Below are 26,413 nucleotides of genomic sequence, written 5' to 3' on the forward strand. Positions count from 1 at the left end.
AGACTTTGAACACGTTCTGAGGCCATTTATTTGAGCGGATTCACCGCGCGGGCGCTGGTTTCTGTTACAGTAGATCCTCTTGACGCGCGGTGGAGCAGCCTGGTAGCTCGTTGGGCTCATAACCCAAAGGTCGCAAGTTCAAATCTTGCCCGCGCAACCATTTGTCAAGAGCTCTCAGGATTCTTCAAGAATCATCGGTCACAGGCCGGACATCCTTCGGATGTCACTGGATCGAAGTCAGTCAAATCCCCCTGCCTTGTAGTTCCAGTCTGACGTTTGCCGCCCGTCGCATCGTGCTGACGGACTGTCAGCTCTTGTGCCTGGCGCTGGCTTTATTCCCCGTCTGATTCAGCTCCTGCCGTCCCGTCACAGGACGGCAGCGCCTGGGGCGCCTGCTGGGCTCAGGCGAAGGGGTTCGGCACCACGCGTGCCGGCAGGATCTCGATCCGCTCCGGCAGCCCGGGGTCGGACTCCAGCGTCGTGATCGCGCGCCCGAGCAGCGCGTGCAGCTCGCGCGCCAGCGCCAGGCCGGCACGGTCGCGGCTCAGCACCAGATCGCCGGTCAGCACCAGGCGGTCGAGCCGGTTCTCGATTTCAAGTCCGCCCACGCGGATCACGTCGCTTTCATTGCCATAGGGTTGGAACTCATCGTCCATGTATCGGCCTCCTTCTGCCGCGCATGATGCGCGGGAACCGTTGCAGCTGCAAGTGTGCCAGCAACCGGCTGGCGCGCCGGCCTCGCGCTGAGTGCCCATGCTCCTATAATTGGAGCTTCATTGGGGAGTAGCCTCTCTTCAGCCTGAAGAGGCTTGCGTCAACACACTTGTCCCGCAGGACATGGCGCAAGCGGTTTCCGAGCTTGGCAAGACCTTTGATCATGATGCCTCCGATCTGGCCGGGGATGCGTCGTGGTCAATCGTCTCCGTACCGGCCTTGGAACACTCATGGAATCCCTTCTCGTATCGACTGGCGTCGTCGCCCTGGCTGAAATCGGCGACAAGACCCAGCTGCTGGCCTTCATCCTGGCGGCGCGCTTCAAGAAACCCCTGCCCATCATCCTCGGCATCCTGGTCGCGACCATCGTCAACCACGGACTCGCGGGGGCGCTCGGCGCCTGGATCACGGCCTCCATCAGCCCCGAGATCCTGCGCTGGGTGCTGGGCGCCTCGTTCATCGCGATGGCGGTCTGGACCCTGATCCCGGACAAGATCGAGGAAGAGGAAACCCAGATCGCCAAGCGCTTCGGCGTCTTTGGCGCCACCCTGGTCACCTTCTTCCTGGCCGAGATGGGCGACAAGACCCAGATCGCGACCGTGGCGATGGCCGCGCATTACGCCACGCCGCTGCTGGTCGTGATCGGCACCACGCTGGGCATGCTGATCGCGGACGTGCCGGCGGTCTTCGTCGGCGACAAGCTGGCCAACAAGCTTCCGATGCAGCTGGTCCACTCGATCGCGGCCGCGGTATTTGCCGTGCTCGGCGTGGCGACCCTGCTCGGGGCTGGCGCCAGTTTCGGCCTTTGAGTATCCAGGGCCTGTTTCACGTGAAACAGGCCTGGTTCCTCACTTGCCCAACACGCCCTGCAGCAGGTTGAGCAGCAGGCGCGAGGCATCGCGCAGCGTGAATTCATCTTCCTGCGGCTGCTGCTGCGGCTCGGTCTTCTTGCTGCTGCCACCGCCACCGCCGCGATTGCCTTGCGGTTTCGGCAGGCTCATGGCCTGCTCGCGCGCCTGGGCCGGCAGGCCGGGCAGGGCGTCGATGCCGGCGAGCTTCTGCAGCTCGGCGATGCTCAGCACCGCGTATTCCTTGGTCTTGTCGTTCGTGACCAGGTAGGCGCCGGCGCGCTGCTGCTTCGGGCTGTAGAGCACCTTCCAGACATGGGTCGGCACCAGCACGCGACCGATCTGCTGGATGTCCTTGCCGATGAAGGCCGGGCCGCTGATCACGTAAAGCTCGCCCTCGTCGCGGGCCAGCTCGCGCGCCGCCGCCTCGATGCCGGCCCAGACGCCGGCATTGTTCTCGTGTATCTGCGGCACCATGTTGGCGAGCGAGAACGATTCGGCCTGTGCCTTGCGCGTCGGCATGTCGGCGTTCGGCGCCATGTGGCCGCGGTCGTAGCCCGAACGCGCGTAATCCGACAGCTCGGCGCGGTCGCGTTCCGGCAGCCGGTCCTCGGCGTGGAAGCTGTCCTTGCGCGACAGCGCCTTGGCGGCTTCCAGGTTCTTGCGTGTCAGGCGCTCGGCGGTGTAGAGCGGCGTGCGGCTGATGCCTGAGTGCAGCACCGCGAAGGCCTCGAAGCAGAGCTCCTGCGTGCGTGGCTTGAACTTGGCGTTGACGATCTGCGGCGGCTGGCCGCCGGCAAAATGCTGCGGGCAGTCGGTGCCGTTGGCCAGTGCGGGTCCAGCGGCTGTGACGGTGATGACTGCCAGCGTGGCAGCGATGAGCGGGTAGGTGAACTTCATGGCCTGCGTAGTATCGGTCCATATCGCATCAGATCGCACCGTACTGTCTCCCAGCGCCTGCAACTGGAACCGCCATCATTCGCCAGGCGTTGTTCCACGTGAAACAGGTGCGCCCCCGGCTCAGGACCGGGATTCCAGCAGCGCCAGCGCGGTCGCGAAGTCGAAGTCCGCGATCGCATTGGCGAAGACCCTGAAGTCCGGCCCGAGTGCCGCCCGGGCCAGCGCCTGCCGTTGCTCGAACAGCGCCACGCAGGCCGTGTCGTCCTGCCGCAGCAGTTCGAGCAGGCGCGTGCGCAGCGCCTGCCACTGCTCCGGATCGAAGTCGGTTCCGGCCACCTGTGCCGAGGCCTGTGGCAGACGGGCCGCGATCGCATCGCTGAGTCTGGGCAGTTCATGGCCGATGCCAGCCAGCAGCGCTGCCGGGTCCGGCGTGCCCGCGCGCAACGCGGCTTCCAGCTCTGCCGCCTGTCCGCTGAGCGCCCGTGCGCCGATCTGCGCCGCCAGTCCCTTGAGCGTGTGCGCGAGCCGCTGTGCCTGGTCCCTGTCGCCGGCCTCGAGGGCCTGCGCCATGGCCGCCGCCTGGTCGCGCTGGCTGGCGACGAAGCGGGTCAGGATATCGCGGTAGAGCGCTTCGCGTCCGAGCACCTGGCTCAGTCCCAGCCTGGCGTCGAGTCCGTCGACAGCTGCCAGGTCGGCGATCCAGCCGGGCTCGGAGCGGCGCCTTCTGGCCTGGCCGGTCGCTACCGTTGCCGGCTTGCGACCCGCTGTGGGCCTGACCCAGCGCTGCAGCTTGTCGACCAGCTCCTGCACCGCGATCGGCTTGGCGATATGGTCGTTCATGCCGGCTTCGATGCAGCGCTCGCGGTCTTGTGCCATCGCGTTGGCGGTCATCGCGAGTATCGGCAGCGCCTGCAGGCCGGGCAGCTGGCGGATCGCGCGCGTCGCGCTCAGGCCGTCCATCACGGGCATCTGCATGTCCATCAGCACGACATCGTAGGCTTGCTGTTGCACTTTCTGCAGTGCGATGGCGCCGTCGGAGGCCAGCTCCACCTCCAGGCCCAAGGTGCGCAGGAATTCGGCCGCCACCTCCTGGTTGAGCTCGTTGTCCTCGACCAGCAGCGCGCGGGCGCCGGCCAGCTCGGCGGACCGGTGCAGCGCATCGGGCGACCCGGAGCGGACCGGCCGAACCCCGGTGCCGATTTGCCGCATCAGCGCATCGAACAGCATCGAGGCGCTGATGGGCTTGGTCAGCACTTCGCTGATGCCGGCGGCCCTGGCCAGTGGCAAGGCCTCGTCGCGGTCGTAGGCCGTGACCATCAGCAGCAGCGGTGGCTGGCGCAGTGCGCGCTGCCGGATTTCGCGCGCCAGCGCAATGCCGTCCATGCCGGACATTTTCCAGTCCAGCAGCACGACGTCGTAGGGCAGGCCGGCGGCGTCCGCCCGTTCGATCTCGGCCAGCGCCTGGCTGCCGGACGCCGTGGCGCTGGACTTGAAGCCCATGCTGGTGATCAGCTCCGCCATGACCTCGCGTGCCTGGTCGTCGTCATCGACCAGCAGCATCCGCAGTCCTCCGAGATCGAGGGCGTTGTGCTGGAGCTCCTGCTGTTCGCTGCCCAGGCCGAGGCGGGCCGTGAACCAGAAGGTCGAGCCCTGGCCCAGCACGCTGTCCACGCCGATCTGGCCGTCCATCAGCTCGGCCAGCCGCTTGGCAATCGCCAGCCCGAGCCCGGTGCCGCCGTAGCGGCGCGTGGTCGAGCTGTCGGCCTGCTGGAAGCTCTGGAACAGCTGGTCTTGCTGCTCGGGCGAAAGGCCGATGCCGGTGTCGCGTACCTCGAAGCGCAGTTCGACGCTGTCGGCCTGGCGCCGCTGCAGCTTGACCTGGATCTCGACCTCGCCGTGCTCGGTGAACTTGACCGCATTGTTGGCCAGGTTCAGCAGCACCTGCTGCAGGCGCAGCGGGTCGCCGATCAGGCGGTCAGGCACGTCGCTGGCGGTGGAAACGAGCAGCGCCAGCCCCTTGCTGGCGGCCTTCTCGGCGATCAGCGCGGTGACGTCGTCGAGCAACTGGTCGAGCTCGAAGCCGGCCCGGTCCAGCCCCATCTTGCGCGCCTCGATCTTGCTGAAGTCCAGGATGTCGTTGATCACGCCGAGCAGCAGCTGGCTCGAGGACTGGATCTTGCTGAGGTAGTTGTGCACCCGCGGCGAGGGATCGGCCTTGAGCGCGAGCTGCGTCATGCCGATCACCGCGTTCATCGGCGTGCGGATCTCGTGCGACATATTGGCCAGGAAATCGGCCTTGGCGCGTGCGGCGTCCTCGGCTGTCTCCTTGGCGCGCTTGAGCTCGGCCTCGGTTTCCTTGAGCGTACTGATGTCGGTCAAGGTCACGATGATGCCGTCCTCGATCAGCTGGCCGCCGATCAGCAGGCAGCGTTCCTCGCCGTTCTTGCAGCGGACGCGGAATTCCTGCGGCGACACCTGGCCGTTGCCCTCTTGTGCCTGCTTGACCAGGGCGGACCAGGTCTGCTGCACCTGTTGCCGGTAGACCGGGTCGGGGTAGGCCCTGGACCACCAGTCCGCCAGCGTCGGAATGTCGTCCCGTTTGTAGCCGAACAGCTCGGTGAAGCGCCGGTTGATCGAGGTGAGCTGGTCGCCGCTCAAGTGCAGCAGCCCGACCGGCGCGGCCTCGAACAGCACCCCCAGTTTCTCGTTGGCCTGGCGCAGCACCTGGGCTGCGGCCCGCTCGGCGCTGATGTCGTCGATGATCCAGACCGAGCCGCGTGCCGGATCGCCGGCGTCAATCGCGTGTCCGACGATGCGCGTCCAGACCGGGCTGCCGTCGCGCCGCTGCATCAGCTGTTCGCGCCGGTGCGTCCGGCCTTGCCAGATGTCGACATAGGCCTCTTGGCCGATCTGCAGGTAGTCCTGTTCTGTCGCGTACCAGAGCCGGGTCGGCTGTCCGACCAGTGCGCCGTCGTGCCAACCCAGGATTTCGTGCATGCGCTGGTTGCAGCGCGTCGCGACCCGGTCCTTGAGCAGCACGATGCCCGAGCTGGCGGATTCGAGGATGGCCTGCTGTTCCGCTGCCGCCAGGCGCAGCGCCTCGCTGGCCGCGCGCTGCTCGGTGATGTCATCGATCAGCGCGACGATGCCGGCTGCCGGGTCGGCCCGGTCGATCGCGCGTGCCGACAGCCGGGCCCAGTAGCGGCTGCCGTCCTTGCGCTGCAATTGCAGCTCCGTCACATTGGTCCGGCCATCGCCGATCTGGCGGTAGATGGTGTCGTTCTCGCTCTCCCAGCTCTCGTCGTCGCAGTAGAGGATCCGGCTGGACTGGCCTTCGAGCTCGGTGCAGTCATAGCCGGTGATGGCTTCGGTGCGCTGGTTGCACTGCTCGATCATGCGATGGCGCACCAGCATGATGGCGGCGCTGGCCGAGTCGACGATGGCGTGCATCTGGGCATTGGCGCTGCGCAGGTGGTCGCTGGCCGCGGCCAGCTCGGCGGTGCGTTCGGCGACCTGGCGCTCAAGTTCCTGACGGTATTCGGCCAAGGTGTGCTCGGCCTGTTTCTGCGCCGTGATGTCGTTCAATACCGCATGCATCAGCTTCTTGCCGCCGCGCCGGATCGTCGTCAGCAGCACCTGCACCGGAAAAGTCTCGCCATCGGCGCGCTGATGCAGCCATTCGAACTCGTGGAAGCCGCGCCCCTGCGCGATCCGGCCCATCTCGATCGCCTTCTCGGCCGAGTTCGCTCCGTCGGGCTGCAAGGGCGGCGAAATCAGCTCGTATGTCTGGCCGATCAGCTGCTCCGGGCGCTCCATGCGCAGCATCTCGAGCGCCGCGCGGTTGGCCGCGACGATGTGGCCGGCCTCGATCAGCACGATGGCTTGGCGGGTGTCCTCGAACAGGGCGCGGAAGCGGTCCTCGCTCTCGGCCAGTTCGGCGGTCCTGCGCTTGACCACCTGTCGGGTGATCCAGACCCAGCCGCCCAGCAGCAGCATGATGCCGAGGATGGCCGCACTGCCCAGCTTGAGGTGGAGCAGCAGGGCGGCCTGGTCCGGATCGAGCGGGGCACCGAACCATTTGCTGCGCAGTTCGGCATCTTCCTCGGCGCTGATGGCCTGCATGCCGCGCACGACCAGCGCCAGCGTCTGTGCGTCGCCCTTGCGCACCGCGCGATGGAACTCTCCGACATAGAGCTCGAAGGCCTTGCGGAAGTCGTTTCCGATGCCGAGCCGGTAGAGGTAGAAGTTGGCCGGTGCCTCGTCGGCACAGAAGATCTTGATTTCGGCGCGGCTGGCGGCGGCGAGCAGGGCCTCGTAGTTGTTGTATTGCAGCAGCGACGTGATGCCCCGTTCGGCGAGCTTGTCGATGCAGGCGTCGCCCTTCTGCACGCCGACCTGGAAGCCCTTGAGCGTTTGCACATTGCTGATGCCGCCGATCGAGGCATGGCTGTAGATGTTGACCGGCAGCCGGGCGTAGGGCGGCGAGAAGTCGTAGAGCGGCTCGCGCGCTGGCGTGCGGTAGATCATGTCGATCACATCGGCTTCGCCCTGCTGGAGCTGGCGCTGCGCCTCGGCCCATTGCGTCGCGCTGAGCTGGACCGGGACCCCGGTCTTCTGTTGCCACAGCTGCCAGTAGTCGACCAGGTAGCCCTGGACCTGGCCGTCGGCGTCGCGGAACAGGTAGGGCGGGTAGTTGTCGTCGCTGACGATATGCAGGGTGTGCGCGTCGGCCAGGGCATCGGTGGCCGGCAGCAACAGGCCGGCCCAGCACAGGCCGAGCGCGAGCAGGCGCCGACGACCGACATTCGATAGCGTTGACCGGATAGACATCGTTGCTTTTGCACTTCGGGTCCACGCCGACCCCGGCCGCCGGCAGCACAGCTCAAGCGCCGGACCAGCGGCAGCCATGCACCCACTCCCTTCCCTGGCTATGGTACTGGGAGCTACGCTGGCTGCCTAGGCGTGGCAGCTGATGTTTCCGCGCCAGCTGGCCGTTGCCGGGCGGCTGTTTCACGTGGAACAAGCTGTCCGGCGGCCCGCCAGCCCGGGTCACGGTCTGCCGGTTACTGGGTGCCGAACAGGCGGTCGCCCGCGTCGCCCAGGCCGGGCACGATGTAGCCGTGCTCGTCCAGCCCACGGTCGACCGCCGGGGTGAAGATCGGCACGTCCGGGTGCTGCCGGTGAAAGCGCGCGATGCCTTCCGGACAGGTCAGCAGGCAGACGAAGCGGATCGAGCGTGGCTGGCAGGCCTTGAGCCGCTCGACCGCCGCTGCCGCCGAGTTGCCGGTGGCCAGCATCGGGTCGAGCACGATCACGTCGCGCTCCGCCATGTCCTGCGGCATCTTGAAGTAGTACTCCACCGCCTCCAGCGTCCCGGGATTGCGGTAGAGGCCGATATGGCCGACGCGCGCGCTCGGCAAGATGTCGAGCATGCCGTCGAGCAGGCCGTTGCCGGCGCGCAGGATCGAGGCTAGCACGATCTTCTTGCCGTCGATCATGCGTGCGTCCATGGCCTCGAGCGGGGTTTCGATCCGCACCAACTGCGTCGGCATGTCGCGTGTGAGCTCGTAGGCCAGCAGGGCGCTGATTTCGCGCGCCAGCTGGCGGAAGTTCTTGGTGCTGGTGTCCTTGCACCGCATCAGGCTCAGCTTGTGCTGGATCAGCGGGTGGTCGATCAGGTGCAGTTGGGCGTTCATGGTCAGGAATTCCGTGGTGAAGGCTGAAGCAGCCAGGGTGGGGCGCCGCGGCCCAGGCTCGGCGGCGCGAGCCAGACCTGGTGCGCGGCGGCGGCCACGCTGTCGATCAGCTTGAGCTGCAGCCGGTCTTGCAACCGCGCCGCCATGCCGGCCAGGCCCGCGCCGCCGAGGATCAGGCTGTCGACCGGCCACCGCTGCTCGATGCGCCGGCAGGCCTGCAGCAGCACGGCCTCGGCCGCCTGCGGGTCGGCGTGGATCTGGGCCCCGCTGAGCTCGACGGTCTCGATGCCGCAGACCCGATCGGCGTGGGCCAGGTCGGGCAGCAGGCGTTCGAGCATCGGTTTCCAGGCCTGCCCGCCGGTCAGTATTGCACAGCGGCCGAAATCGGCGGCTTGCGCCAATGCGGCCTCGGCCAGGCCCGTGACCGGGCAGTTCGCCAGCTCGCGCAGGGCCAGCAGGCCGGGGTCGCCGAAGCAGGCGATCACGATGCCGTCCGGGCCCAGGGTGTGCTGGCTCGAGTACCGGGCCCAGCTTTCCAGCGTCGCGTGCGCAGCCACGGCATAGCCGCAGGGGTCGCCGATGTAGGGCGCGCCGAAGCGCGCCGTGACGGCCTCGGTCCAGACATCCGGCGGCGATTCGGCATGGATCGCCTGCTGCACCCGTTCCGTGATGCTGCTGGTGGTGTTGGGGTTGATCACCAGCAGCCGGCGCTGGCGTCCTCGCTTGTGGCTCATGGATCAGGGTCTCTGCAGGTCGGTCGAGTGGCGGACTTCAGCGCGAGCCGCCCTGGCGCCGCTTGAGGGCACGCGTCGCGCCGATGGCCAGTGCCATGACGGCAAACGAGACCACGGTCGTGACGGTGCCGAGCGCATAGATCGCGGGCGTGGTGACGGTGGTGGTCAGGCCCTGCAGTTCGAGCGGCAGCGTGTTGACATCGCCGATGGCCTGCGAGGTGCGCGCGATCTCGTCCCAGCTCAGCGTGAAGCCGAACATGCCGACCCCGATCGCCGACGGCGCGATCAGCGGCAGCACCACATGGCGGAAGGTCTGCCAGGGGCTGGCGCCGAGGTCGCGCGCGGCTTCCTCGTAGGCCGGGTTGAAGCGGTTGAAGACCGCGAACATGATCAGCAGCCCGAACGGCAAGGTCCAGCTCAGGTGGGCACCCAGCGCCGAGCTGAACAGCCCCAGGCTGGTGGTGAAGGTTTCGAGCCAGTCATGCAGGCCCCAGGCCTCGGCCAGCTGCTTGATGCCGCTGTCGAGCAGGCGGAACTGCAGGCCGATGCCGAGCGAGACCACGATCGATGGCATGATCAGGCTGGCGATCGTGACGTAGAACAGCAGGTTGCCGCCGCGCAGCCGCTTGCGAAAGGCCAGCGAGGCCAGCAGCGACAGCAGCACGGTCAGCCCCATCACGACCGCGCCCAGGGCCAGCGAGCGGCGAAAGGCAGCGCCGATGTCCACCACGCCCAGGCCTTCGGCGAGCTGGCGGTACCAGTGCAGCGACCAGCCGCGCATCGGGAAGGTCAGGCCGCCCTCGGGGCCCTGGAAGCTCAGCACGAAGATGGTCAGCATCGGGCCATAGAGGAACAGCACGAAGGCGCCAAACAGCAGGGCCAGCGGCCAGAAGCCGGGCGCGCGGGGTTCGCGGTAGGTGGCGGCCATGTCAAAGCTCCTTGCGGATGTCGACCACCCGGGTCAGGCCCCAGACGATCATCAGGACGGTCAGCAGCAGCACCACGGCATTGGCCGCCGCGAGTGGGAACTGCAGGTAGCTGGTCTGGACCTGGATCATCTTGCCGATCGAGGCGATCTGCTGTCCGCCCATCACGCCGACGGTGACGAAGTCGCCCATCACGATCGTGATGATGAAGATCGAGCCGATCAGGATGCCGGTGCGCGACAGCGGCACGATCACGTTCCACAGCGTCTGCCAGGCGCTGGCGCCGGCGTCGCGCGCGGCCTCGAGCAGGCTGCGGTCGATCCGCATCATCGAGTTGAAGATCGGCACGATCATGAACATGGTGTAGAGGTGGACATAGGCCAGCAGCACCGAGAAGTCCGAGAAAAGCAGCCACTCGAGCGGCTGCCGGATCAGTCCGGTCGCTTCCAGTCCCTGGTTGAGCAGGCCGTTGCGGCCCAGCAGCGGCACCCAGGCAATCATCCGGATCACGTTGGAAGTCCAGAACGGCACCGTGCAGAGCACGAACAGCAGGGTCTGCATGCCGACCGAATGGACGTGGAAGGCCAGGAAATAGGCCAGCGCGAAGCCCAGCACCAGCGTCAGCGCCCAGCTCAGCAGCGCGAACTTGAGCGTCGACAGGTAGGTCGAGAGCGTGACGCAGAAGTCGCCGTACTCGTTGAGACGGCCGCAGCCCTCCCACATCGAGACATAGTTGCGCCAGGTGAAGGCCGGCAGCAGCTCGTATTCGTTGAAGTCCCAGAAGCTGACCATCAGGACCAGCCCGAGCGGGATCACGAAGAATGCCAAGAACACCGCCGCGAAAGGCAGCGCCTGCCACCAGGGATGGATGCCCGGGTCGCTGCGAGGGGAAACGGAGGCGGCGGTGCTCATGGCTTACCTTCTCAGGCCATCAGGCCGCGACGAATTCGTTCCACTTGCGCACCATGTACTCGTTCTCGTCCATGACCGCGTTCCAGCAGGCGATGCTGCCCATGCGCTGCTCGTAGCTGCCGCCGTCGCGCACGCTGCCGGCCTTGGCCAGCACGTCGCCGGTCGGGTTCTTGATGTCCTTGGCGGCAGGCTTGCCCTCCATCCAGTAGGCCCATTCGTAGGCTTCCATCTTGGCCTTGGCGGTGTCGAGCACGGCGCTGTAATAGCCCTGGCGGTTCAGGTAGGCACCGGCCCAGCCGTCGAGGAACCAGTTGATGAACTCGTAGGCACCGTCGAGCTTGCGGCCCGACAGGGTCTTGGGCAGGCCGAAGCCGGCGGCCCAGGCGCGGTAGCCTTCCTTGAGCGGCTGGAAGTTGCAGGCGATGCCCTTGGTGCGCACGGCGGTCACGGCCGGGCTCCACATCGACTGGATCACGACCTCGCCCGAGGCCATCAGGTTGACCGACTCGTTGAAGTCCTTCCAGAGCGCGCGGAACTGGCCGGCCTTCTTGGCCTCGACCAGGGTCCTGATCGTCAGGTCGATCTCGGCCTTGGTCATGTTGCCCTTGTCTGGGTACTTGTACAGGCCCATGGCCTCGACCACCATCGCGGCGTCCATGATGCCGATCGAGGGGATGTTGAGGATGGCGGCCTTGCCCTTGAACTCGGGATTCAGCAGCTCGGCCCAGGAGTTGATCGGGCGCTTGATCAGGTCGGGGCGGATGCCCAGGGTGTCGGCGTTGTAGACGGTCGGGATCAGCGTCATGAACGGGGTCGGCGCGCTGGCGAACTTCTTGCTCTCGGGCTTTTCCAGGTACATGACCTTCTTCGGCGCCGTGCCTTGGTCGCCGACCGCCTTGCCGGCCACCGTGCCTTGCGTGAACAGCGGGGTGATCTTGTCGGCGTTCTTGATGCGCCGGCTGTCGATGCCGAGCAGGTTGCCGGTCGGGATGATCTTCTTGAGCGAGAAGTATTCGGTGTCGATCAGGTCGAAGCTGTTGGGCGCGGTGATGGCGCGCTTGGTGACCTCGTCGGTGGTGACGGCGACATACTGGATCTTGATGCCGGTGTCGGCCTCGAACTTCTCGGCGATGGTCTTGTCCTGGTTGACCGCCGTGCCCAGGTAGCGCAGCGTGATCTTCTCTTGCGCGTGGATGGCCGGGAACATGCCGCTGGCCAGCACGGCGGCGGCGCCCTTGAGGATCTGGCGGCGCTGGGGTTCGCTGCGGGTCTTGTCGGTGTCGTGGCTCATGGACGAAAACTCCTGAAGAGGAAGGGGGAACCTGAGGCCGTCAGGCAACGGAGTGAAAGTGAGGGCGGCGGGCAGGGGAACGGTTTCAGACGCTGGATGCGGCCAGCACATGGGCCTGCTCGGGGCGCCAGGACAGCCGCACCGGCTGGTGCAGGCCCAGCGGCTGCTGCAGGAATTCGGCCTCCGGCAGCGTCACCAGCAGCTTCTTGCGCGGCGCGGACGCAGCATCCAGGGTCTCGACTCCGAGCAGCACATGGCTGCCCTGGTATTCGATGTCGCAGACCTGGCCCTCGAGGCTGGGCAGGTCGCCGGCCAGCGAGGCGATGTGGTGCACGGCGATCCGGTCGGATCGGACCGCGATGCGCTGCCCGCCGCTGTCGAGCACGTTGTGGCCGCCCATGAAGTTGGCGACGAATTCGGTGGCGGGCTGGTTGAAGACCTCGCGCGGACTGCCGGCCTGTTCGATCCGGCCCTGGTTCATCACGACCATCTGGTCGGCCAGGGCCATGGCTTCTTCCTGCGAGTGGGTGACATGGATGAAGGTCAGCCCGAGCTCCTGCTGCCAGCGGCGCAGTTCGGCCCGCATCTGCACGCGCAGGAAGGGGTCGAGCGCCGACAGCGGCTCGTCGAGCAGCAGCACCTGGGGCTGGGTGATCAGGGCGCGGGCGAGCGCGACGCGCTGCTGCTGTCCGCCCGACAGTTCAGCCGGCTTGCGCTGCGCCAACGCGCCGAGTGCCACCCGTTCGAGCAGTTCCTGCGCCTTGCGCTGGCGCTCGGCCTTGCCGATGCCTTTCATCTTGAGGCTGAAGGCGACGTTGTCGAGCGCGCTCAGGTGCGGGAACAGCGCATAGCTCTGGAACATCATCGCGGTGCCGCGTTGCGCCGCCGGCGCCTGCGTGATGTTGCGTCCGCCGAGCAGGATGTCGCCCTCGGACACCGTCTCGTGGCCGGCGATCATGCGCAGGGTCGAGCTCTTGCCGCAACCCGAGGGGCCGAGCAGGCAGCAGTAGCTGCCGGCCGCTATCCTGAGGTCGATCGCATCGACCGCGGTGAAGGCGTTGCCATAGCGCTTGGTCAGTCCGACCAGCTCGAGTGCGGAAGCGGCGGGGGGCTTGGTGAGGCTCATGGCCCCAACTACGCAAGCGCCATGCCAGCTTTGTACACAATCCCATCATGGATTGGGTACTCCTGTTCACCAGGCTTGTGCGCAGCCGGACCCGCTGCGATCAGGATCGGTGCCTGCGATGCAAGTTGGTGCGGGCGGGCTGGCAGGCTAGTCGTCGGCCGTTAGGGAGAGCTTGCGGTTGGTGATGCGTACGAGCGTGCAGTCCTGGGCGCTCGGACTGGCCGATCAGGTTGCATGACTACGGTCCTGTTTCATGTGAAACAGGTGGTGGTTTTCTGTCAGGGTGATCAAGCTCGCCGGCCGCGTCGGCATAGTGCTGCCGGTAGTGGAGCAGCTCGATGACGCGGTGCCGCAGCAGCAATGTACGCGAGGCCGCACGGGTGATCCGGCCCGAACTGCCGAAGTTCGCGGCCGTCCAGTTGCTGTCGACGAAGTCCTGTTCCGCTTTACGCCAGCGCAGCCAGCGCTGCTGCGACTCGCGTAGTGTCTGTGCCGCACTGGCGTCGAGTCGGGACAGCAATCCGTTGAAGTGGTGGTCCATTTCCTGCTCCAGATAGGCCTGGTAGGCAGCGTAAGCGCGCAGCATGTCCGCATCGGTAGTGCTGGACGCTGCGATTGCCTGCAGATGCTGTTCGGCGCTGGACTCGAAGGTCTGCAGCAGGTCGGGCGCGTCCGGGTTGTCGAGGGCGCTGGCCAGGGTCGAGGCCAGCAGCGCACCGGCCAGCAGCAGTGCCCGCGCACTGCGACCAAGAGTCCGACGTGGTTGAACCGGGCTGTCACCACCGTGCATAGACACCCTTGGAGAATATGTCCCATTCGCATTGTCTGCGTCGCACCAGTCCTTGCATCACCCTGCCCTGCGAGCGGTTCCATGATTTCCACGCTGCTTCGAGCTCGTGGCTGTCCGCCGCGTGGCCGGCGTTGATCAGCCCCTGCGCGCGCGAGCCTGCGAAGGCGTTGTTACCGATATTGAATGCGAGCATGACCATGGCGTCGAATTCCTGCTGCAGCACTGCGCGATGCAGCCTGCTGCGGACGCCTGCGACGAAGGGGGCCAGGTCGCGTTCGAACAGCGCGTTGGCCTGTACCATGCTGATACCGCCCTTGAACGTGCGCCATTCGGCTTGCGGGATCAGATGGCCGTAGCCCACCGTGGCGCCTGGCACCCAGGCGCTGATCTCTTGGTCGGTCTGGTCATCGTAAGGTCTGAGCCTGAGCGACTCGACCTGCTTGAGCAGCTCAATCAATGTGCGGCTCGGTACCATGTGGTGCTGGCCTGTTTCCACCTTGTCCTCCCTGTGCGTGATCACGCTTGATTCTTATCCGGATTGGGGGAGGATGCCAGTCCAGGTCGCTTAATTCAAGCAGTTGTCGGCCTGTTCGACTCTGCCCAACCAGGTCTCCAGTTCTTCTCGTTGGGTGGGGATAAGCACCGGCCGACAGGCATAGCAGCAGATTCGCAAGCCTGTCCTTCCTCCGGTAAAAGCAGGTCACTGTCATGCCCCGCGTCGGGACTGGTTTGCCTGCGAAATCGAAAGCCGGCTCGTAGACGCCGGTTTCATGGCGGCTGATACAGGCGCCGCTGCAGCTTTCTTCGTAAGCTGGAGCAGCAGCGTCAAACACGCAGTGCCTGTTCCACGTGAAACATCATCCCGGCGCCGTCGCCTGTTCCAGCCGCTGCAGATAGACCATGGCCTGCTCGCGCGTTTCGCCACACATCTCGTGGCTGGGTGGCAGCGAGCCGCAGACCGCCGGCCGTTCCGGCTGGCCGAACAGGCGGCAGCGCAGCTCGGCGTCGAGATGGGGGCAGGGGAGGCCAGCGGGCTTGCCCTTGGGCAGTCCGGGCATGGGGCTGCTGATCGAGGGCGCGATGCAGCAGGCGGCGCAGCCGGGGCGGCAGGAGAGTGACATGCTATTTATCCAGCCGGGTGTCAGGCATGCAGCGGCGGGCGGTAGGCCTTGCCGAGTTCGGTAGCCAGGGCCTCCAGCCTTCTGTCAGCGGTCCAGAGCCAGGTTCTTTCGCTGATCAGCGTCGAGGCGAGCAGGCTGATGTCCGTCAGTCCGCAGCCACGCCCATACAACTGTCTGGCTTCCAGCAGCGTCAGCAGCTCGTCGTGCGTGGCGACTGGCGCCTGTTCGAGCTCGCCCAGCATGTTGATGATGGCTCGGCGACTGGGCGGGGTGCCGCAAGCCACCTCCGCCACCACATAGGGATGGCTGATCACGGCGCCTGCTTCAAGCAGCGCGACCAGACGGTCGTTGCGTTGCTTGAAGTGCCCGACCCAGATCGAGCTGTCGACTAGTACGTTCATGTGGCCGACTGCCCTTCGCGCTGGCGCGGCACCAGTTCGATTTCGGGCGCCTGCCCGCCCAGCGCGGCGAGGCGCCGGGCCGTCTGCCGCTGGATGAACGCTTTCACGCATTCCCTCAGCAGCTCGGATTTTTCCATGCCAGGGTGATCTGCCAGTGCGATGGCCTTGGCAAACAGCTGGTCGTCAATCGTCAGGGTAGTGCGCATGTCGGCCCTCTTCATCATCAATGATGACATCATTTTGCATCAAAAAGATCGGAGCTGCTTGGGTCGGTCCGTGATCATGCCGTGTGAAAAATGCACCCCGCCGGTAAAATCGGGCCTGATCTTTTCAAGGCAGATCTGTTGCCTGTCTTTCCGCTATTTCCATGCTCTACCCACAAGAATTCGATGTCATCGTCGTCGGCGGCGGCCATGCCGGCACCGAGGCCGCGCTCGCCGCCGCGCGCATGGGCTGCCAGACCCTGCTGCTGAGCCACAACATCGAGACGCTGGGGGCCATGAGCTGCAACCCCTCGATCGGCGGCATCGGCAAGGGCCATCTGGTCAAGGAGGTCGACGCGCTCGGCGGCGCGATGGCGCTGGCGACTGACGAGGGCGGTATCCAGTTCCGCATCCTCAACGGCAGCAAGGGGCCGGCGGTGCGCGCGACCCGGGCCCAGGCCGACCGCATCCTGTACAAGGCCGCGATCCGCCGCATGCTGGAAAACCAGCCGAACCTGACGCTGTTCCAGCAGGCGGTCGACGACCTGATGGTCGAGGGCGATCGCGTGGTCGGCGCCGTGACGCAGATCGGCATTCGCTTTCGCGCCCGTACGGTGGTGCTGACGGCCGGCACCTTCCTCGACGGCAAGATCCATGTCGGCCTCGAGAACCATGCCGGCGGTCGTGCCGGCGACCCGCCCTCGGTCAGCTTGTCGGCGCGGCTGAAGGAACTCAAGCTGGCGCAGGGCCGGCTCAAGACCGGCACGCCGCCGCGGCTGGACGGCCGCACGATCGACTTCAGCCAGTGCACCGAGCAGCCCGGCGACGGCATGCCGGGCTCTGCCACCGCCGACCAGCCGGTACCGGTGTTCAGCTTCATGGGCAATGCCGCGATGCATCCGCAGCAGCTGCCCTGCTGGATCACGCACACCAACGAGCGCACGCACGAGATCATCCGCAGCGGCTTCGACCGCAGCCCGATGTTCACCGGCAAGATCGAGGGCGTCGGTCCGCGCTATTGCCCGAGCGTCGAGGACAAGATCAACCGCTTCGCCGACAAGGACAGCCACCAGATCTTCCTCGAGCCCGAGGGCCTGACCACGCACGAGTTTTACCCCAACGGCATCAGCACCAGCCTGCCGTTCGACATCCAGCTCGCGCTGGTGCGATCCATCAAGGGGCTGGAGCAGTGCAACATCCTGCGCCCGGGCTACGCGATCGAGTACGACTACTTCGACCCGCGCGAGCTCAAGTCGAGCTTCGAGACCAAGCAGATCAACGGACTGTTCTTTGCCGGCCAGATCAACGGCACCACCGGCTACGAGGAAGCGGCAGCGCAGGGCCTGTTTGCCGGCATCAACGCGGCGCTGCAGGTGCGCGGCGAGGGCGCCTGGTGCCCGCAGCGCGACGAGGCCTACCTGGGCGTGCTGGTCGATGACCTGATCACCAAGGGCGTGACCGAGCCCTACCGCATGTTCACGAGCCGGGCCGAGTTCCGGCTGCAATTGCGCGAGGACAACGCCGACATGCGCCTGACCGAGACCGGGCGTCGCCTGGGCCTGGTCGATGACGCGCGCTGGGATGCCTTCAACCGCAAGCGCGACGCTGTTTCACGTGAAACAGAGCGCCTGAAGTCGAGCTGGGCCAATCCGGCCACGCTGTCGGCCGCCGAGGCCGAGCGCGTGCTGGGCAAGGCGATCGATCACGAGTACAAGCTGTTCGACCTGCTGCGCCGCCCCGGTGTCAGCTATGCCGAGCTGACCACGATGGAAGGCGGCCGCTTTGCCGCCAAGGGCAAGGACGGCGCGCCGGCCCCTGTTTCACGTGAAACATTGGCCGAGCAGTACGAGGCGGTGGTCGAGCAGGTCGAGATCGCGGCCAAGTATTCGGGCTATATCGAGCGCCAGAAGGGCGAGGTCGAGCGCGCTGCCTATTACGAGCATCTCAAGCTGCCGGCCGAGCTCGACTACCTGCAGGTCGCCGCGCTCAGCATTGAGGCGCGCCAGAAGCTGGCCAAGCACCGGCCCGAGACGCTGGGCCAGGCCTCGCGCATTTCGGGCATCACGCCGGCCAGCATCTCGCTGTTGCTGATCCACCTCAAGCGTGGCAAGTTCAAGGGCTTCGCCGAACTGCCCGCTGTCGCCACCGAGAACGGCGAGGTGCAGGCATGAGCGCGCATCCGCTGGAAACCGGCCTGCGCGCCGGCATCGCAGAGCTGGGCCTGGAACTGAACGACGAGCAGGTGGCCAAGCTGCTGTCCTATCTGGACTGGGTCGCCAAGTGGAACAAGGTCTACAACCTGACCGCGCTGCGCGACCCGCAGGAAATGCTGACCCATCACCTGCTCGACAGCCTGGCAGCGGTGGCACCGCTGCGGCGTCAGCTGGCGGCCATGGGGCTGGAAAAGCCGCGCCTGCTCGACGTCGGCTCGGGTGCCGGCCTGCCGGGCGCGGTGTTCGCGATCGTCTGCCCCGAGCTCGATGTCAGCTGCGTCGATACCGTGGCCAAGAAGGCGCTGTTCATCCAGCAGATTGCGGCGGCGTTGCGGCTGCCCAATCTGCACGGCCTGCATGCCCGGGTGGAAAACCTCAAGCAGCACTGGGATGTCGTGAGCTCGCGAGCCTTTGCCTCGCTGGCCGACTTCACCAACTGGTCGCGCCAGGCCCTGGCCGAGCAGGGCGTCTGGCTGGCGATGAAGGGCAAGCATCCGGCCGACGAGATCGTGGCGCTGGCGCCCGAGTTGGAGTTGTTCCACGTGGAACAGCTGCAGGTACCGGGGTTGGACGCCGAGCGCTGCATCGTCTGGGTCCGGCCCAAGGCGGCCTGAATCCGAGCTGACTCCGAAAGGTCTGGGCGCCAGCCAGGCGCCTGGCCTTCGGTCCGTCCTGCCGTCCTGGGCGCGTTGCTGACCACGGCCCGTCACTGTCTTGTCGCAGGCCTTACCCGGGAAAGCCCTTAAACTCGGCGGCAACATCAGGCCTGCGCCATCAGCTGCGCCGGGCATCTTTTTCTGCAATTCTCCTGTTTGAGCTAGCCCCACCATGGCCAAGATCTTTTGCATTGCCAACCAGAAGGGCGGCGTCGGCAAGACCACCACCAGCGTCAACCTGGCCGCCGGACTGGCCAGGATCGGTCAGCGCGTGCTGTTGATCGACCTCGACCCGCAGGGCAATGCGACCATGGGTTCGGGCGTCAACAAGCGCGAGCTCGCACTCAGCATCTACGACGTGCTGCTCGGCGAGGCGACCATTGCCGAAGCTGCCGTCAACGCCGAGGCCTGCGGCTACCGCGTGCTGGGTGCGAACCGCGAGCTGGCCGGCGCCGAGATCGAGCTGGTCGGACTGGACCAGCGCGAACAGCGCCTCAAGCAGGCGCTGGCAGCGGTGGCGGCCGACTACGATTTCGTGCTGATCGACTGTCCGCCCTCGCTGAGCCTGCTGACGCTCAACGGCCTGTGCGCGGCCAACGGCGTGATCGTGCCGATGCAGTGCGAGTATTTCGCGCTCGAAGGCGTGTCCGATCTGGTCAACACCATCAAGCAGGTGCGCGCCAACCTGAACCGCGAGCTCAAGGTGATCGGCCTGCTGCGCGTGATGTTCGACGCCCGCACCATGCTGCAGAAGCAGGTCAGCGACCAGCTGTTCGAGCATTTCGGCGACGAGGTGTTCCAGACCGTGATTCCGCGCAACGTGCGGCTGGCCGAGGCACCGAGCTACGGCCTGCCGGGCGTGGTGTTCGACCCGTCGGCCAAGGGCAGCAAGGCCTTCATCGAGTTCGCGCGCGAGATGGTCGAGCGCATCGAGCGCCTGTGAGCGAGGTTTCACGTGAAACATGCCAACCATGACGCTGCACCGCAGGTGCTGATCCTGCCGGGCTGGCAGGGCAGCGGCTCCGCCCATTGGCAGAGCCGCTGGGAGGCGCTACACGGCTACGCCCGCGTCGAGCAGCATGACTGGCAGCAGCCGCGCCGCGGCGACTGGCTGGCGCGGCTCGACGAGACCGTGATCGACAGCGAGCGGCCAGTCGTGCTGGTTGCGCACAGCCTGGGCTGTGTGCTGGTAGCGGCCTGGGCCAGGTTCTCGCGTCACAGCCACAAGGTGCGCGGCGCGCTGCTGGTGGCGCCGGGCGATGTCGAACAGCCGGACCTGGCACCGGCCTTGCCGGGTTGGGCGCCGATCCTGCGCGATCCGCTGCCTTTTGCCAGCCTGCTGGTCGCGAGCCAGGATGACCCCTATTGCCGCTTCGAGCGTGCCGAGCAACTCGCGCAGGCCTGGGGCAGCCGCCTGGTCGATGCCGGTGCGCGCGGCCACCTGAATGCCGATTCCGGCCTGGGCGACTGGCCCGAAGGCCATGCGCTGCTCCAGCCCTGGCTGGCATAAGCTGAAAGAAGATGGAGCCCCTGATGGCGACGAAAAAATTCAAGGGACTCGGCCGCGGCCTGGAGGCCCTGCTCGGTCCCAAGCTCGACGAGAGCACCAGCCTCGATGCCGCCAGCGCCGAGCTGCCGAACCAGCTTGCCCTGAGCGATCTGGTGCCGGGCAGCTACCAGCCGCGCACGCGCATGGACGAGGGCGCGCTCTACGAGCTGGCCGAGAGCATCAAGGCCCAGGGCATCATGCAGCCGATCCTGGTGCGTCCGCTCGAGGAGGCCGAGGGCCTGCGCCGCCTGGCAGCCTGGCAGCAGCAGCAGGGTCTGCCGGCTGTTCCACGTGGAACGCGGCCGGTCTACGAGATCATCGCTGGCGAGCGGCGCTTTCGCGCCTCGCGCCTGGCCGGCCTCGAGCAGGTCCCGGTGCTGGTGCGCGACGTGCCGAACGAGGCCGCTGCCGCGATGGCGCTGATCGAGAACATCCAGCGCGAGGACCTCAACCCGCTCGAGGAAGCCCAGGGCCTGCAGCGCCTGGTCAACGAGTTCGGTCTGACGCATGAGCAGGCGGCCCAGGCCGTCGGTCGCTCGCGCAGCGCCGCCAGCAATCTGCTGCGCCTGTTGAACCTGACTGAACCGGTCCAGACCATGCTGATGGCGGGCGACCTCGACATGGGCCATGCGCGCGCCTTGCTGGGTCTGGAGCGCGCGGCCCAGATCAGCGCCGCGCACCAGATCAACGCGCGCAAGCTGTCGGTGCGCGAGACCGAGGGCCTGGTGCGCAAGCTCGGCGCAGGTTCCGAGGCTCCGGCCGCCAGGTCGCCCGAATCCAAGTCGCGCGATGTGCTCCGGGTCGAGGAGGAGCTGTCCGACCTGCTGACGGCGGCGGTCGAGGTCCGGATCAAGAAAAGCGTCAAGCGCCATGGCCAGGTCGAGCAGCTCGGCGAGCTTGCGATCCAGTTCGGCTCGCTGGCCGAACTCAACGGCCTGATCGAGCGCTTGCGCGGCCAGACCGATTGAATATCCCGGCCAGCTGAAATTGGACGCCAATCTGAGAAAATGATCAGCAGACCTGCATCGCGGGTTGACATGGGTTCCTCCCCGCACAGGATTGTTATGAGATTTCGCTCCGTCTCTGTTGGCTGGCTGGCCCTGCTGGCGCTGGCTTGTCTGAATGTCGCCGGGGCGCAAGTGCCGCCGCCGTCCCCGCCGTCGGCGGCGCTGCCAGTCGATGCCTTGGCGCAGACCCTGCCATTGGAGCTGGCCCAGCCCTTCGAGCAGGCCTGGGACGTGGTCGAGCTGGCGGGCCAGCCCATGCTGTCCGACAACCAGCGCCCCGCGCGCGTGGTGTTGCGCCCCAATGGCTCGCTCTGGGTCGACGGTGGCTGCAACTACTTCTCGGGGCGGGTCGAACGCGATGCCCAGGGGCTGTTCCGGGTCTCGAAATACGGCAGCACCCAACGGGTTTGCGAAAAGCCCCCGCGCTCCGAAGCTTTCCTGAACTCGGCCCTGATGATGGTCGACAATTTCCGCTGGGACCGCGGCTTGTTGCTGCGCAGCGGCAGCAGCGAGCTGTTGCGGCTGCGACCCAGCGCCAATCAGGATACCCAGGCGCTCGAACAGGGCCTGGGGCGTCGCGCGCTGCCGGCAGTGGCAACTGCTGCCGCCCTCGCTCCGGCGGCGGCAGCGGCGCTGCAGCCGGCCCGGGAGCGTCCAGTCGCCATGCAAGCCGCTTCGGCGCGCCAGGTGGCCAGCCAGGACTGCCGTCCGGTCAAGGCCAGGAAGGGTGCTGGCAAGTCGCGCAAGGCCAAGGCGCCGGTTTGCCAGCCGATCCAGGCCAAGGCGGCCAAGACAGCGGCCGGCAAGGCTTCCCTGCGTGCCGCTGGCGCCAAATCCAGCAAGGCTGTCAAGTCGGCCAAATCCAGCAAGGCCCGGCAAGCCAAGGCGGGCCCGGCGGCCAAGAACCGCGCCAAGAGCAGCGGCAAGAAGAACACCCAGGTCGCACAAAAGCGGACCCAATCCTGAGCCTGGCTGACACCAGATCCTCGGCTCCCCCTCACGCCATTCACCTCGAAACGGAACCGCCATGGGCAATCGACTCACGCAAATCGCCACCCGAACCGGCGATGCCGGCACCACCGGACTCGGCAACAATCACCGTGTCAGCAAGAACAGCCTGCGCGTGCACGCGATGGGCGACATCGACGAGCTCAACTCGCAGATCGGCCTGCTGCTGTGCGAGGAGATGCCCGATGACGTGCGCGCGCTGCTGGTCGAGATCCAGCACCAGCTGTTCAACCTCGGCGGCGAGCTCAGCATCCCGGGCTACGAGCTGCTCAAGGCCGAGGCCGTGCTCACGCTCGACCAGGCGCTGTTGCGCTACAACGCGCAGCTGCCCAAGCTGCAGGAGTTCATCCTGCCAGCCGGAACCCGCGCGGCGGCCCAGGCCCATGTCTGCCGCACCGTGGCCCGCCGCGCCGAGCGCCAGGTGGTGGCACTGGGCAACGAGGAATCGATCAACGAAACCCCGCGCCAGTACCTGAACCGGCTCAGCGACCTGTTGTTCGTGCTCGCGCGCGTGCTCAACCGCGTCAACGGCGGCGACGATGTCTACTGGAAGAGCGAACGGCTGCAACAGGCCGGCCAGGCATGACGCGGTCCGGCAATCCGGTGCAACAACCTGCCAGTGGCAGCTTGCAGCGCTGGGCCCGCTGGACTTTCTGGCTGCTGCTGCTGATCGTCGTGGCGCTGACCCTGTCGCCGACCACCTATCTGCCATCGCAGGCCTTCACTCTGTGGGACAAGGCACAGCATGCGCTGGCCTTCGCCGCGCTGGGCGCGCTGGGTGCGCTGGCCTATCCGCGTCGGCTCGGTCTGCTGGCGGCCAATTTGCTGCTCTTCGGCGGCGCGATCGAGCTGGCCCAGGCCGCTACCGGCTGGCGCAGCGGCGACTGGGCCGACTGGCTGGCCGATGCCGTCGGTCTGGTCGCCGGTCTGGTGCTGGTCGCGCGCCTCAGCCGTTGCGCTGTTGCCAGAAGCCCGGCTGGCCGTAGCGCGCCTTGAGGAAATCGACCCACAGCCGCACCCGTAGCGGCAGGTGCTTGCGCTGCGGGAACACCGCATAGATGCCGTTGGGCGCCGCCGCGTAGTCCTCGAGCAGGGTGACCAGGCGTCCGGCCGCGATGTCGGATTCGACCTCCCAAGTGCTGCGCCAGGCGATGCCGTGACCGGCCAGGCACCATTCATGCAGCACCTGGCCGTCGGTGCAGTCGAACGGCCCGTCCGGCCGCAGATGGATCAGTTGCTCTGGCTTGCCGCCGCGCCCCGGCAGCCGGAACGCCCAGCCGCGCGTCTGCGAGGCATCCGATGACAGCACCAGGCAGTCGAAGCGCGCCAGCTCCTGCGGATGTTCCGGCCGGCCGTGGCGTTGCAGGTAGCGCGGCGCCGCGACGCAGAGCCGCCGGTTGTCGGCCAGCCGCACGCTGATCAGCGACGAATCGGGCAGGTCGCCGACGCGCACCGCGCAGTCATAGCCCTCGCCAGCGAGGTCGATCACGCGGTCGCTCAGGTTCAGCGAGATCGTGACCTCGGGGTGCAGTTCGTGAAACAGCGGCACCAGCGGCGCGACATGGCGCCGTCCGAAACCGGCCGGCGCCGTCAGCCGCAGCCGGCCGCTGGCCTGGGCGCCGCCGGCGCTCACGCTGGCCTCGGCGCTCGCGATCTCGGCCAGCAGGCGCTGGCAGTCCTCGAGGTAGGCACCGCCCTCGTGCGTCAGCGTGATGCGGCGCGTGGTGCGCAGCATCAGCTTGACGCCCAGTTTTTCCTCCAGCAGATCGAGCCGGCGCCCGATCACGGCCGGCGCCACGCCCTCGGCACGCGCCGCCGCGGCCAGGCTGCCGCGCGCTGCGACTGCGACGAAGGTTTCCATCGCCTTGAGCTTGTCCATCCTTGCCTGCGCTTTAGTTAATTTTTATCGATGAGTCTGGGGATAATTTTGTGGATTATGTAAGAAAAAGTCACGACTGAAATTGCAAACTGCCTTCGAATCCCGTCATGGAACTCGCATACAGTGGGGCTGTGGACAAGTCGGCATGGACCTTGCCTGACTTGCCGGTCGAAACCGTCTGGAGACTTGAACATGAACGCCCGCTCGAACAGCAACGCCCGCTTCACCATCCACCGCCTGCAGGTGGCCCAGGAACTGCACCAGTTCATCGAAGACCAGGTGCTGCCTGGCACCGGCATCGAATCCGCCCATTTCTGGGCCGGTTTCGACGCCATCGTCGCCGACCTCGCGCCGAAGAACCGTGCGCTGCTGGCCGAGCGCGACCGCCTGCAGACCGAGCTCGACGCCTGGCACCGCGCCCACCCGGGCCCGATCACCGACATGCCGGCCTACCGCGCCTTCCTGGAGCAGATCGCCTATCTGGTGCCGCAACCGGCGGCGCAGGTCACGACCGCCAATGTCGATGCCGAGCTGGCCCAGCAGGCCGGCCCGCAACTGGTGGTGCCGATCACCAACGCACGCTACGCGCTCAACGCCGCCAATGCGCGCTGGGGCAGCCTGTACGACGCGCTCTACGGCACCGACGCCATTCCCGAGACCGACGGCGCCCAGAAGGGCCGGGGCTACAACCCGGTGCGCGGCGCCAAGGTGATCGCCTTCGCGCGCGATTTCCTCGACCAGTCCGCACCGCTGGCAGCCGGTTCGCACCATGACTCGACCGGCTACGCCGTCGTTGACGGTGCGCTGCAGGTCACGCTCAAGGACGGCAGCGTCAGCGGCCTGAAGCATCCGGCCCAGCTGGCCGGCTACCAGGGCGATGCCGCTGCGCCGAAGTCGCTGCTGTTCGTGCACAACGGCATCCACTTCGACCTGATCATCGACCGCAGCACCGCCATCGGTGCCAGCGACGCCGCTGGCGTCAGCGACCTGGTGATGGAAGCCGCGCTGTCGACCATCCTCGACCTCGAGGACTCGGTCGCCGCGGTCGATGCCGAGGACAAGGTGCTGGGCTACTCCAACTGGCTCGGCATCCTGAAGGGCACGCTGACCGAGACCTTCGAGAAGGGCGGCCAGCAGCTCACGCGCGGCCTCAACCCCGACCGCCTCTACACCGCCGCCGACGGCCAGGGCCAGGTGCGCCTGCACGGCCGCAGCCTGATGTTCCTGCGCAACGTCGGCCATCTGATGACCAACCCGGCCATCCTCTGGACCGATGCCGACGGCAGCGTGCGCGAGATCCCCGAAGGCATCATGGATGCCGTCGTCACCACCACGATCGCGCTGCACGACCTGCAGGGTCATGGCGTCAACGGCATCCGCAACAGCCGCAGCGGCAGCGTCTACATCGTCAAGCCCAAGATGCACGGCCCGGTCGAGGTCGGCTTTGCCGCCGAACTGTTCGGCCGCGTCGAGCAGCTGCTCGGCCTGCCTGACAGCACCGTCAAGCTCGGCATCATGGACGAGGAGCGCCGCACCAGCGTCAACCTGCGCGCCTGCATCGCGGCCGCTGCCAGCCGGGTCGCCTTCATCAACACCGGCTTCCTGGATCGCACCGGCGACGAGATGCATACCGCGATGCTGGCCGGCCCGATGATGCGCAAGGGCGACATCAAGTCCAGCGCCTGGATCGCCGCCTACGAGCGCCGCAACGTGCTGATCGGCCTGCAGTCCGGCCTGCGCGGCCGGGCCCAGATCGGCAAGGGCATGTGGGCCATGCCCGACCTGATGGCCGAGATGCTCAAGCAGAAGATCGGCCACCCCAAGGCCGGCGCCAACACCGCCTGGGTGCCGAGCCCGACCGGCGCCACCCTGCACGCGCTGCATTACCACCAGGTCAGCGTGGCCGAGGTGCAGCAGCAGATCGAGACCAGCGGCGACACCAGCAACGCCGAGCTGGCCGAGAAGCTCATGACCGACCTGCTGACCATTCCGGTGGTGGCCGAGGCCAAGTGGAGCGCCGAGGAGCGCCAGCAGGAGCTCGACAACAACGCGCAGGGCATCCTGGGCTATGTGGTGCGCTGGGTCGACCAGGGCGTGGGCTGCTCCAAGGTGCCCGACATCCACGACATCGGCCTGATGGAAGACCGCGCCACGCTGCGCATCAGCAGCCAGCACATGGCCAACTGGTTGCAGCATGGCGTCGTGACCGAGGCCCAGGTGCGCGCGACCTTCGAGCGCATGGCGGCCAAGGTCGACCAGCAGAACGCCGGCGATCCGGCCTACAAGAGCCTGGTCGCCAACCCCGAGGGCGCGGCCTACCAGGCGGCGCTGGACCTGGTGTTCAAGGGCAAGGAACAGCCGAGCGGCTACACCGAGCCGCTGCTGCACGCCTGGCGCCTGCAGGTCAAGGCTGCTGCCTGATCACGGCCTGAAGTGGAA

General features: G+C 66.8%; 25 protein-coding genes, 1 tRNA gene and 1 riboswitch. Of the genes, 11 read left to right on the forward strand and 15 right to left on the reverse strand.

Going from position 1 to position 26,413, the window contains the following annotated elements; all coding sequences use genetic code 11:
- Window positions 1–83 precede the first annotated feature (83 nt).
- Window positions 84–160: transfer RNA gene (locus C6P61_RS01070), tRNA-Met, on the forward strand.
- 241 nt (window positions 161–401) lie between these two features.
- On the opposite strand, the gene C6P61_RS01075 is transcribed toward C6P61_RS01070, so the two are convergent.
- Window positions 402–656 carry a hypothetical protein gene (locus C6P61_RS01075; protein WP_105728077.1) on the reverse strand — a complete coding sequence of 85 codons (255 nt, stop codon included), beginning with the start codon at window positions 654–656 and terminating at the stop codon, window positions 402–404.
- A 102-nt stretch (window positions 657–758) separates the two neighbouring features.
- Window positions 759–944, forward strand: a riboswitch (yybP-ykoY riboswitch).
- Between C6P61_RS01075 and C6P61_RS01080 the strand changes: the two genes are divergently transcribed.
- Window positions 945–1,523, forward strand: coding sequence for a TMEM165/GDT1 family protein (locus C6P61_RS01080; protein ID WP_105728078.1), 579 nt, complete (start codon window positions 945–947; stop codon window positions 1,521–1,523).
- Window positions 1,524–1,562: 39 nt separating this feature from the next.
- On the opposite strand, the gene C6P61_RS01085 is transcribed toward C6P61_RS01080, so the two are convergent.
- The 13 genes from C6P61_RS01085 to C6P61_RS01145 all read right to left on the reverse strand — a co-directional run bounded on the left by C6P61_RS01085 (window position 1,563) and on the right by C6P61_RS01145 (window position 15,665).
- The gene (locus tag C6P61_RS01085) at window positions 1,563–2,462 is read right to left on the reverse strand and encodes a DNA/RNA non-specific endonuclease (protein ID WP_105728079.1); all 900 of its coding nucleotides are present in this window, start codon (window positions 2,460–2,462) and stop codon (window positions 1,563–1,565) included.
- Window positions 2,463–2,582: 120 nt separating this feature from the next.
- Window positions 2,583–7,292: a PAS domain S-box protein gene (locus C6P61_RS01090; protein ID WP_211296905.1), complete on the reverse strand. Its 4,710-nt coding sequence runs from the start codon at window positions 7,290–7,292 to the stop codon at window positions 2,583–2,585.
- A gap of 233 nt (window positions 7,293–7,525) precedes the next feature.
- Window positions 7,526–8,158: a uracil phosphoribosyltransferase gene (upp, locus tag C6P61_RS01095; protein WP_105728081.1), complete on the reverse strand. Its 633-nt coding sequence runs from the start codon at window positions 8,156–8,158 to the stop codon at window positions 7,526–7,528.
- Between the two features lie 2 nt (window positions 8,159–8,160).
- Entirely contained in the window at window positions 8,161–8,892 is a 732-nt protein-coding gene (locus tag C6P61_RS01100; RefSeq protein WP_105728082.1) for an aspartate/glutamate racemase family protein, read from the reverse strand.
- 37 nt (window positions 8,893–8,929) lie between these two features.
- Window positions 8,930–9,820 carry an ABC transporter permease gene (locus C6P61_RS01105; RefSeq protein WP_105728083.1) on the reverse strand — a complete coding sequence of 297 codons (891 nt, stop codon included), beginning with the start codon at window positions 9,818–9,820 and terminating at the stop codon, window positions 8,930–8,932.
- A 1-nt stretch (window position 9,821) separates the two neighbouring features.
- A complete protein-coding gene (locus C6P61_RS01110) occupies window positions 9,822–10,730 on the reverse strand; it encodes an ABC transporter permease (protein ID WP_105728084.1) in 909 nt (302 codons plus the stop codon).
- 19 nt (window positions 10,731–10,749) lie between these two features.
- On the reverse strand, window positions 10,750–12,021 hold the full coding sequence (locus tag C6P61_RS01115; protein WP_105728085.1) for an ABC transporter substrate-binding protein: 1,272 nt from the start codon (window positions 12,019–12,021) through the stop codon (window positions 10,750–10,752).
- A gap of 85 nt (window positions 12,022–12,106) precedes the next feature.
- The gene (locus C6P61_RS01120) at window positions 12,107–13,147 is read right to left on the reverse strand and encodes an ABC transporter ATP-binding protein (protein ID WP_105728086.1); all 1,041 of its coding nucleotides are present in this window, start codon (window positions 13,145–13,147) and stop codon (window positions 12,107–12,109) included.
- A 238-nt stretch (window positions 13,148–13,385) separates the two neighbouring features.
- Window positions 13,386–13,937, reverse strand: coding sequence for a lysozyme inhibitor LprI family protein (locus C6P61_RS01125; RefSeq protein ID WP_105728087.1), 552 nt, complete (start codon window positions 13,935–13,937; stop codon window positions 13,386–13,388).
- A complete protein-coding gene (locus C6P61_RS01130; RefSeq protein WP_211296906.1) occupies window positions 13,924–14,433 on the reverse strand; it encodes a lysozyme in 510 nt (169 codons plus the stop codon). Before C6P61_RS01130 ends, C6P61_RS01125 begins: the two co-directional genes overlap by 14 nt.
- A 361-nt stretch (window positions 14,434–14,794) precedes the next feature.
- Complete coding sequence (locus C6P61_RS17565; RefSeq protein WP_146114947.1) at window positions 14,795–15,058, reverse strand: YkgJ family cysteine cluster protein; 264 nt, start codon at window positions 15,056–15,058, stop codon at window positions 14,795–14,797.
- A 20-nt stretch (window positions 15,059–15,078) separates the two neighbouring features.
- Window positions 15,079–15,459: a type II toxin-antitoxin system VapC family toxin gene (locus C6P61_RS01140; protein ID WP_105728089.1), complete on the reverse strand. Its 381-nt coding sequence runs from the start codon at window positions 15,457–15,459 to the stop codon at window positions 15,079–15,081.
- On the reverse strand, window positions 15,456–15,665 hold the full coding sequence (locus C6P61_RS01145) for a type II toxin-antitoxin system VapB family antitoxin (RefSeq protein ID WP_105728164.1): 210 nt from the start codon (window positions 15,663–15,665) through the stop codon (window positions 15,456–15,458). Before C6P61_RS01145 ends, C6P61_RS01140 begins: the two co-directional genes overlap by 4 nt.
- A gap of 161 nt (window positions 15,666–15,826) precedes the next feature.
- On the opposite strand from C6P61_RS01145, the gene mnmG reads away from it, so the two are divergent.
- The 8 genes from mnmG (at window position 15,827) to C6P61_RS01185 (ending at window position 23,091) form a co-directional block, all read left to right on the forward strand.
- Complete coding sequence (mnmG, locus tag C6P61_RS01150; RefSeq protein ID WP_105728090.1) at window positions 15,827–17,833, forward strand: tRNA uridine-5-carboxymethylaminomethyl(34) synthesis enzyme MnmG; 2,007 nt, start codon at window positions 15,827–15,829, stop codon at window positions 17,831–17,833.
- A complete protein-coding gene (gene rsmG, locus C6P61_RS01155) occupies window positions 17,830–18,489 on the forward strand; it encodes a 16S rRNA (guanine(527)-N(7))-methyltransferase RsmG (RefSeq protein WP_105728091.1) in 660 nt (219 codons plus the stop codon). The genes mnmG and rsmG overlap by 4 nt, the downstream gene beginning before the upstream one ends.
- Before the next feature lie 214 nt (window positions 18,490–18,703).
- Window positions 18,704–19,474, forward strand: a complete 771-nt coding sequence (locus C6P61_RS01160) for a ParA family protein (RefSeq protein ID WP_105728092.1) — start codon at window positions 18,704–18,706, stop codon at window positions 19,472–19,474.
- A gap of 12 nt (window positions 19,475–19,486) precedes the next feature.
- Window positions 19,487–20,041, forward strand: a complete 555-nt coding sequence (locus tag C6P61_RS01165) for an RBBP9/YdeN family alpha/beta hydrolase (RefSeq protein ID WP_105728093.1) — start codon at window positions 19,487–19,489, stop codon at window positions 20,039–20,041.
- Between the two features lie 23 nt (window positions 20,042–20,064).
- The gene (locus tag C6P61_RS01170) at window positions 20,065–21,048 is read left to right on the forward strand and encodes a ParB/RepB/Spo0J family partition protein (protein ID WP_105728165.1); all 984 of its coding nucleotides are present in this window, start codon (window positions 20,065–20,067) and stop codon (window positions 21,046–21,048) included.
- Window positions 21,049–21,144: 96 nt separating this feature from the next.
- Window positions 21,145–22,053 (forward strand): META domain-containing protein, encoded by a 909-nt coding sequence (locus C6P61_RS01175; protein ID WP_161125459.1) that lies wholly within the window; start codon window positions 21,145–21,147, stop codon window positions 22,051–22,053.
- A gap of 61 nt (window positions 22,054–22,114) precedes the next feature.
- A complete protein-coding gene (locus tag C6P61_RS01180; protein WP_105728095.1) occupies window positions 22,115–22,681 on the forward strand; it encodes a cob(I)yrinic acid a,c-diamide adenosyltransferase in 567 nt (188 codons plus the stop codon).
- The gene (locus tag C6P61_RS01185; protein ID WP_244908718.1) at window positions 22,678–23,091 is read left to right on the forward strand and encodes a VanZ family protein; all 414 of its coding nucleotides are present in this window, start codon (window positions 22,678–22,680) and stop codon (window positions 23,089–23,091) included. Before C6P61_RS01180 ends, C6P61_RS01185 begins: the two co-directional genes overlap by 4 nt.
- On the opposite strand, the gene C6P61_RS01190 is transcribed toward C6P61_RS01185, so the two are convergent.
- The gene (locus C6P61_RS01190) at window positions 23,042–23,974 is read right to left on the reverse strand and encodes a LysR family transcriptional regulator (RefSeq protein ID WP_105728096.1); all 933 of its coding nucleotides are present in this window, start codon (window positions 23,972–23,974) and stop codon (window positions 23,042–23,044) included. The genes C6P61_RS01185 and C6P61_RS01190 overlap by 50 nt on opposite strands.
- 192 nt (window positions 23,975–24,166) lie before the next feature.
- Between C6P61_RS01190 and C6P61_RS01195 the strand changes: the two genes are divergently transcribed.
- Window positions 24,167–26,395 (forward strand): malate synthase G, encoded by a 2,229-nt coding sequence (locus C6P61_RS01195; protein ID WP_105728097.1) that lies wholly within the window; start codon window positions 24,167–24,169, stop codon window positions 26,393–26,395.
- Window positions 26,396–26,413: the final 18 nt, after the last annotated feature.

The sequence above is a fragment of the Malikia spinosa genome, assembly GCF_002980625.1.
Lineage (GTDB): Bacteria > Pseudomonadota > Gammaproteobacteria > Burkholderiales > Burkholderiaceae_C > Malikia > Malikia spinosa.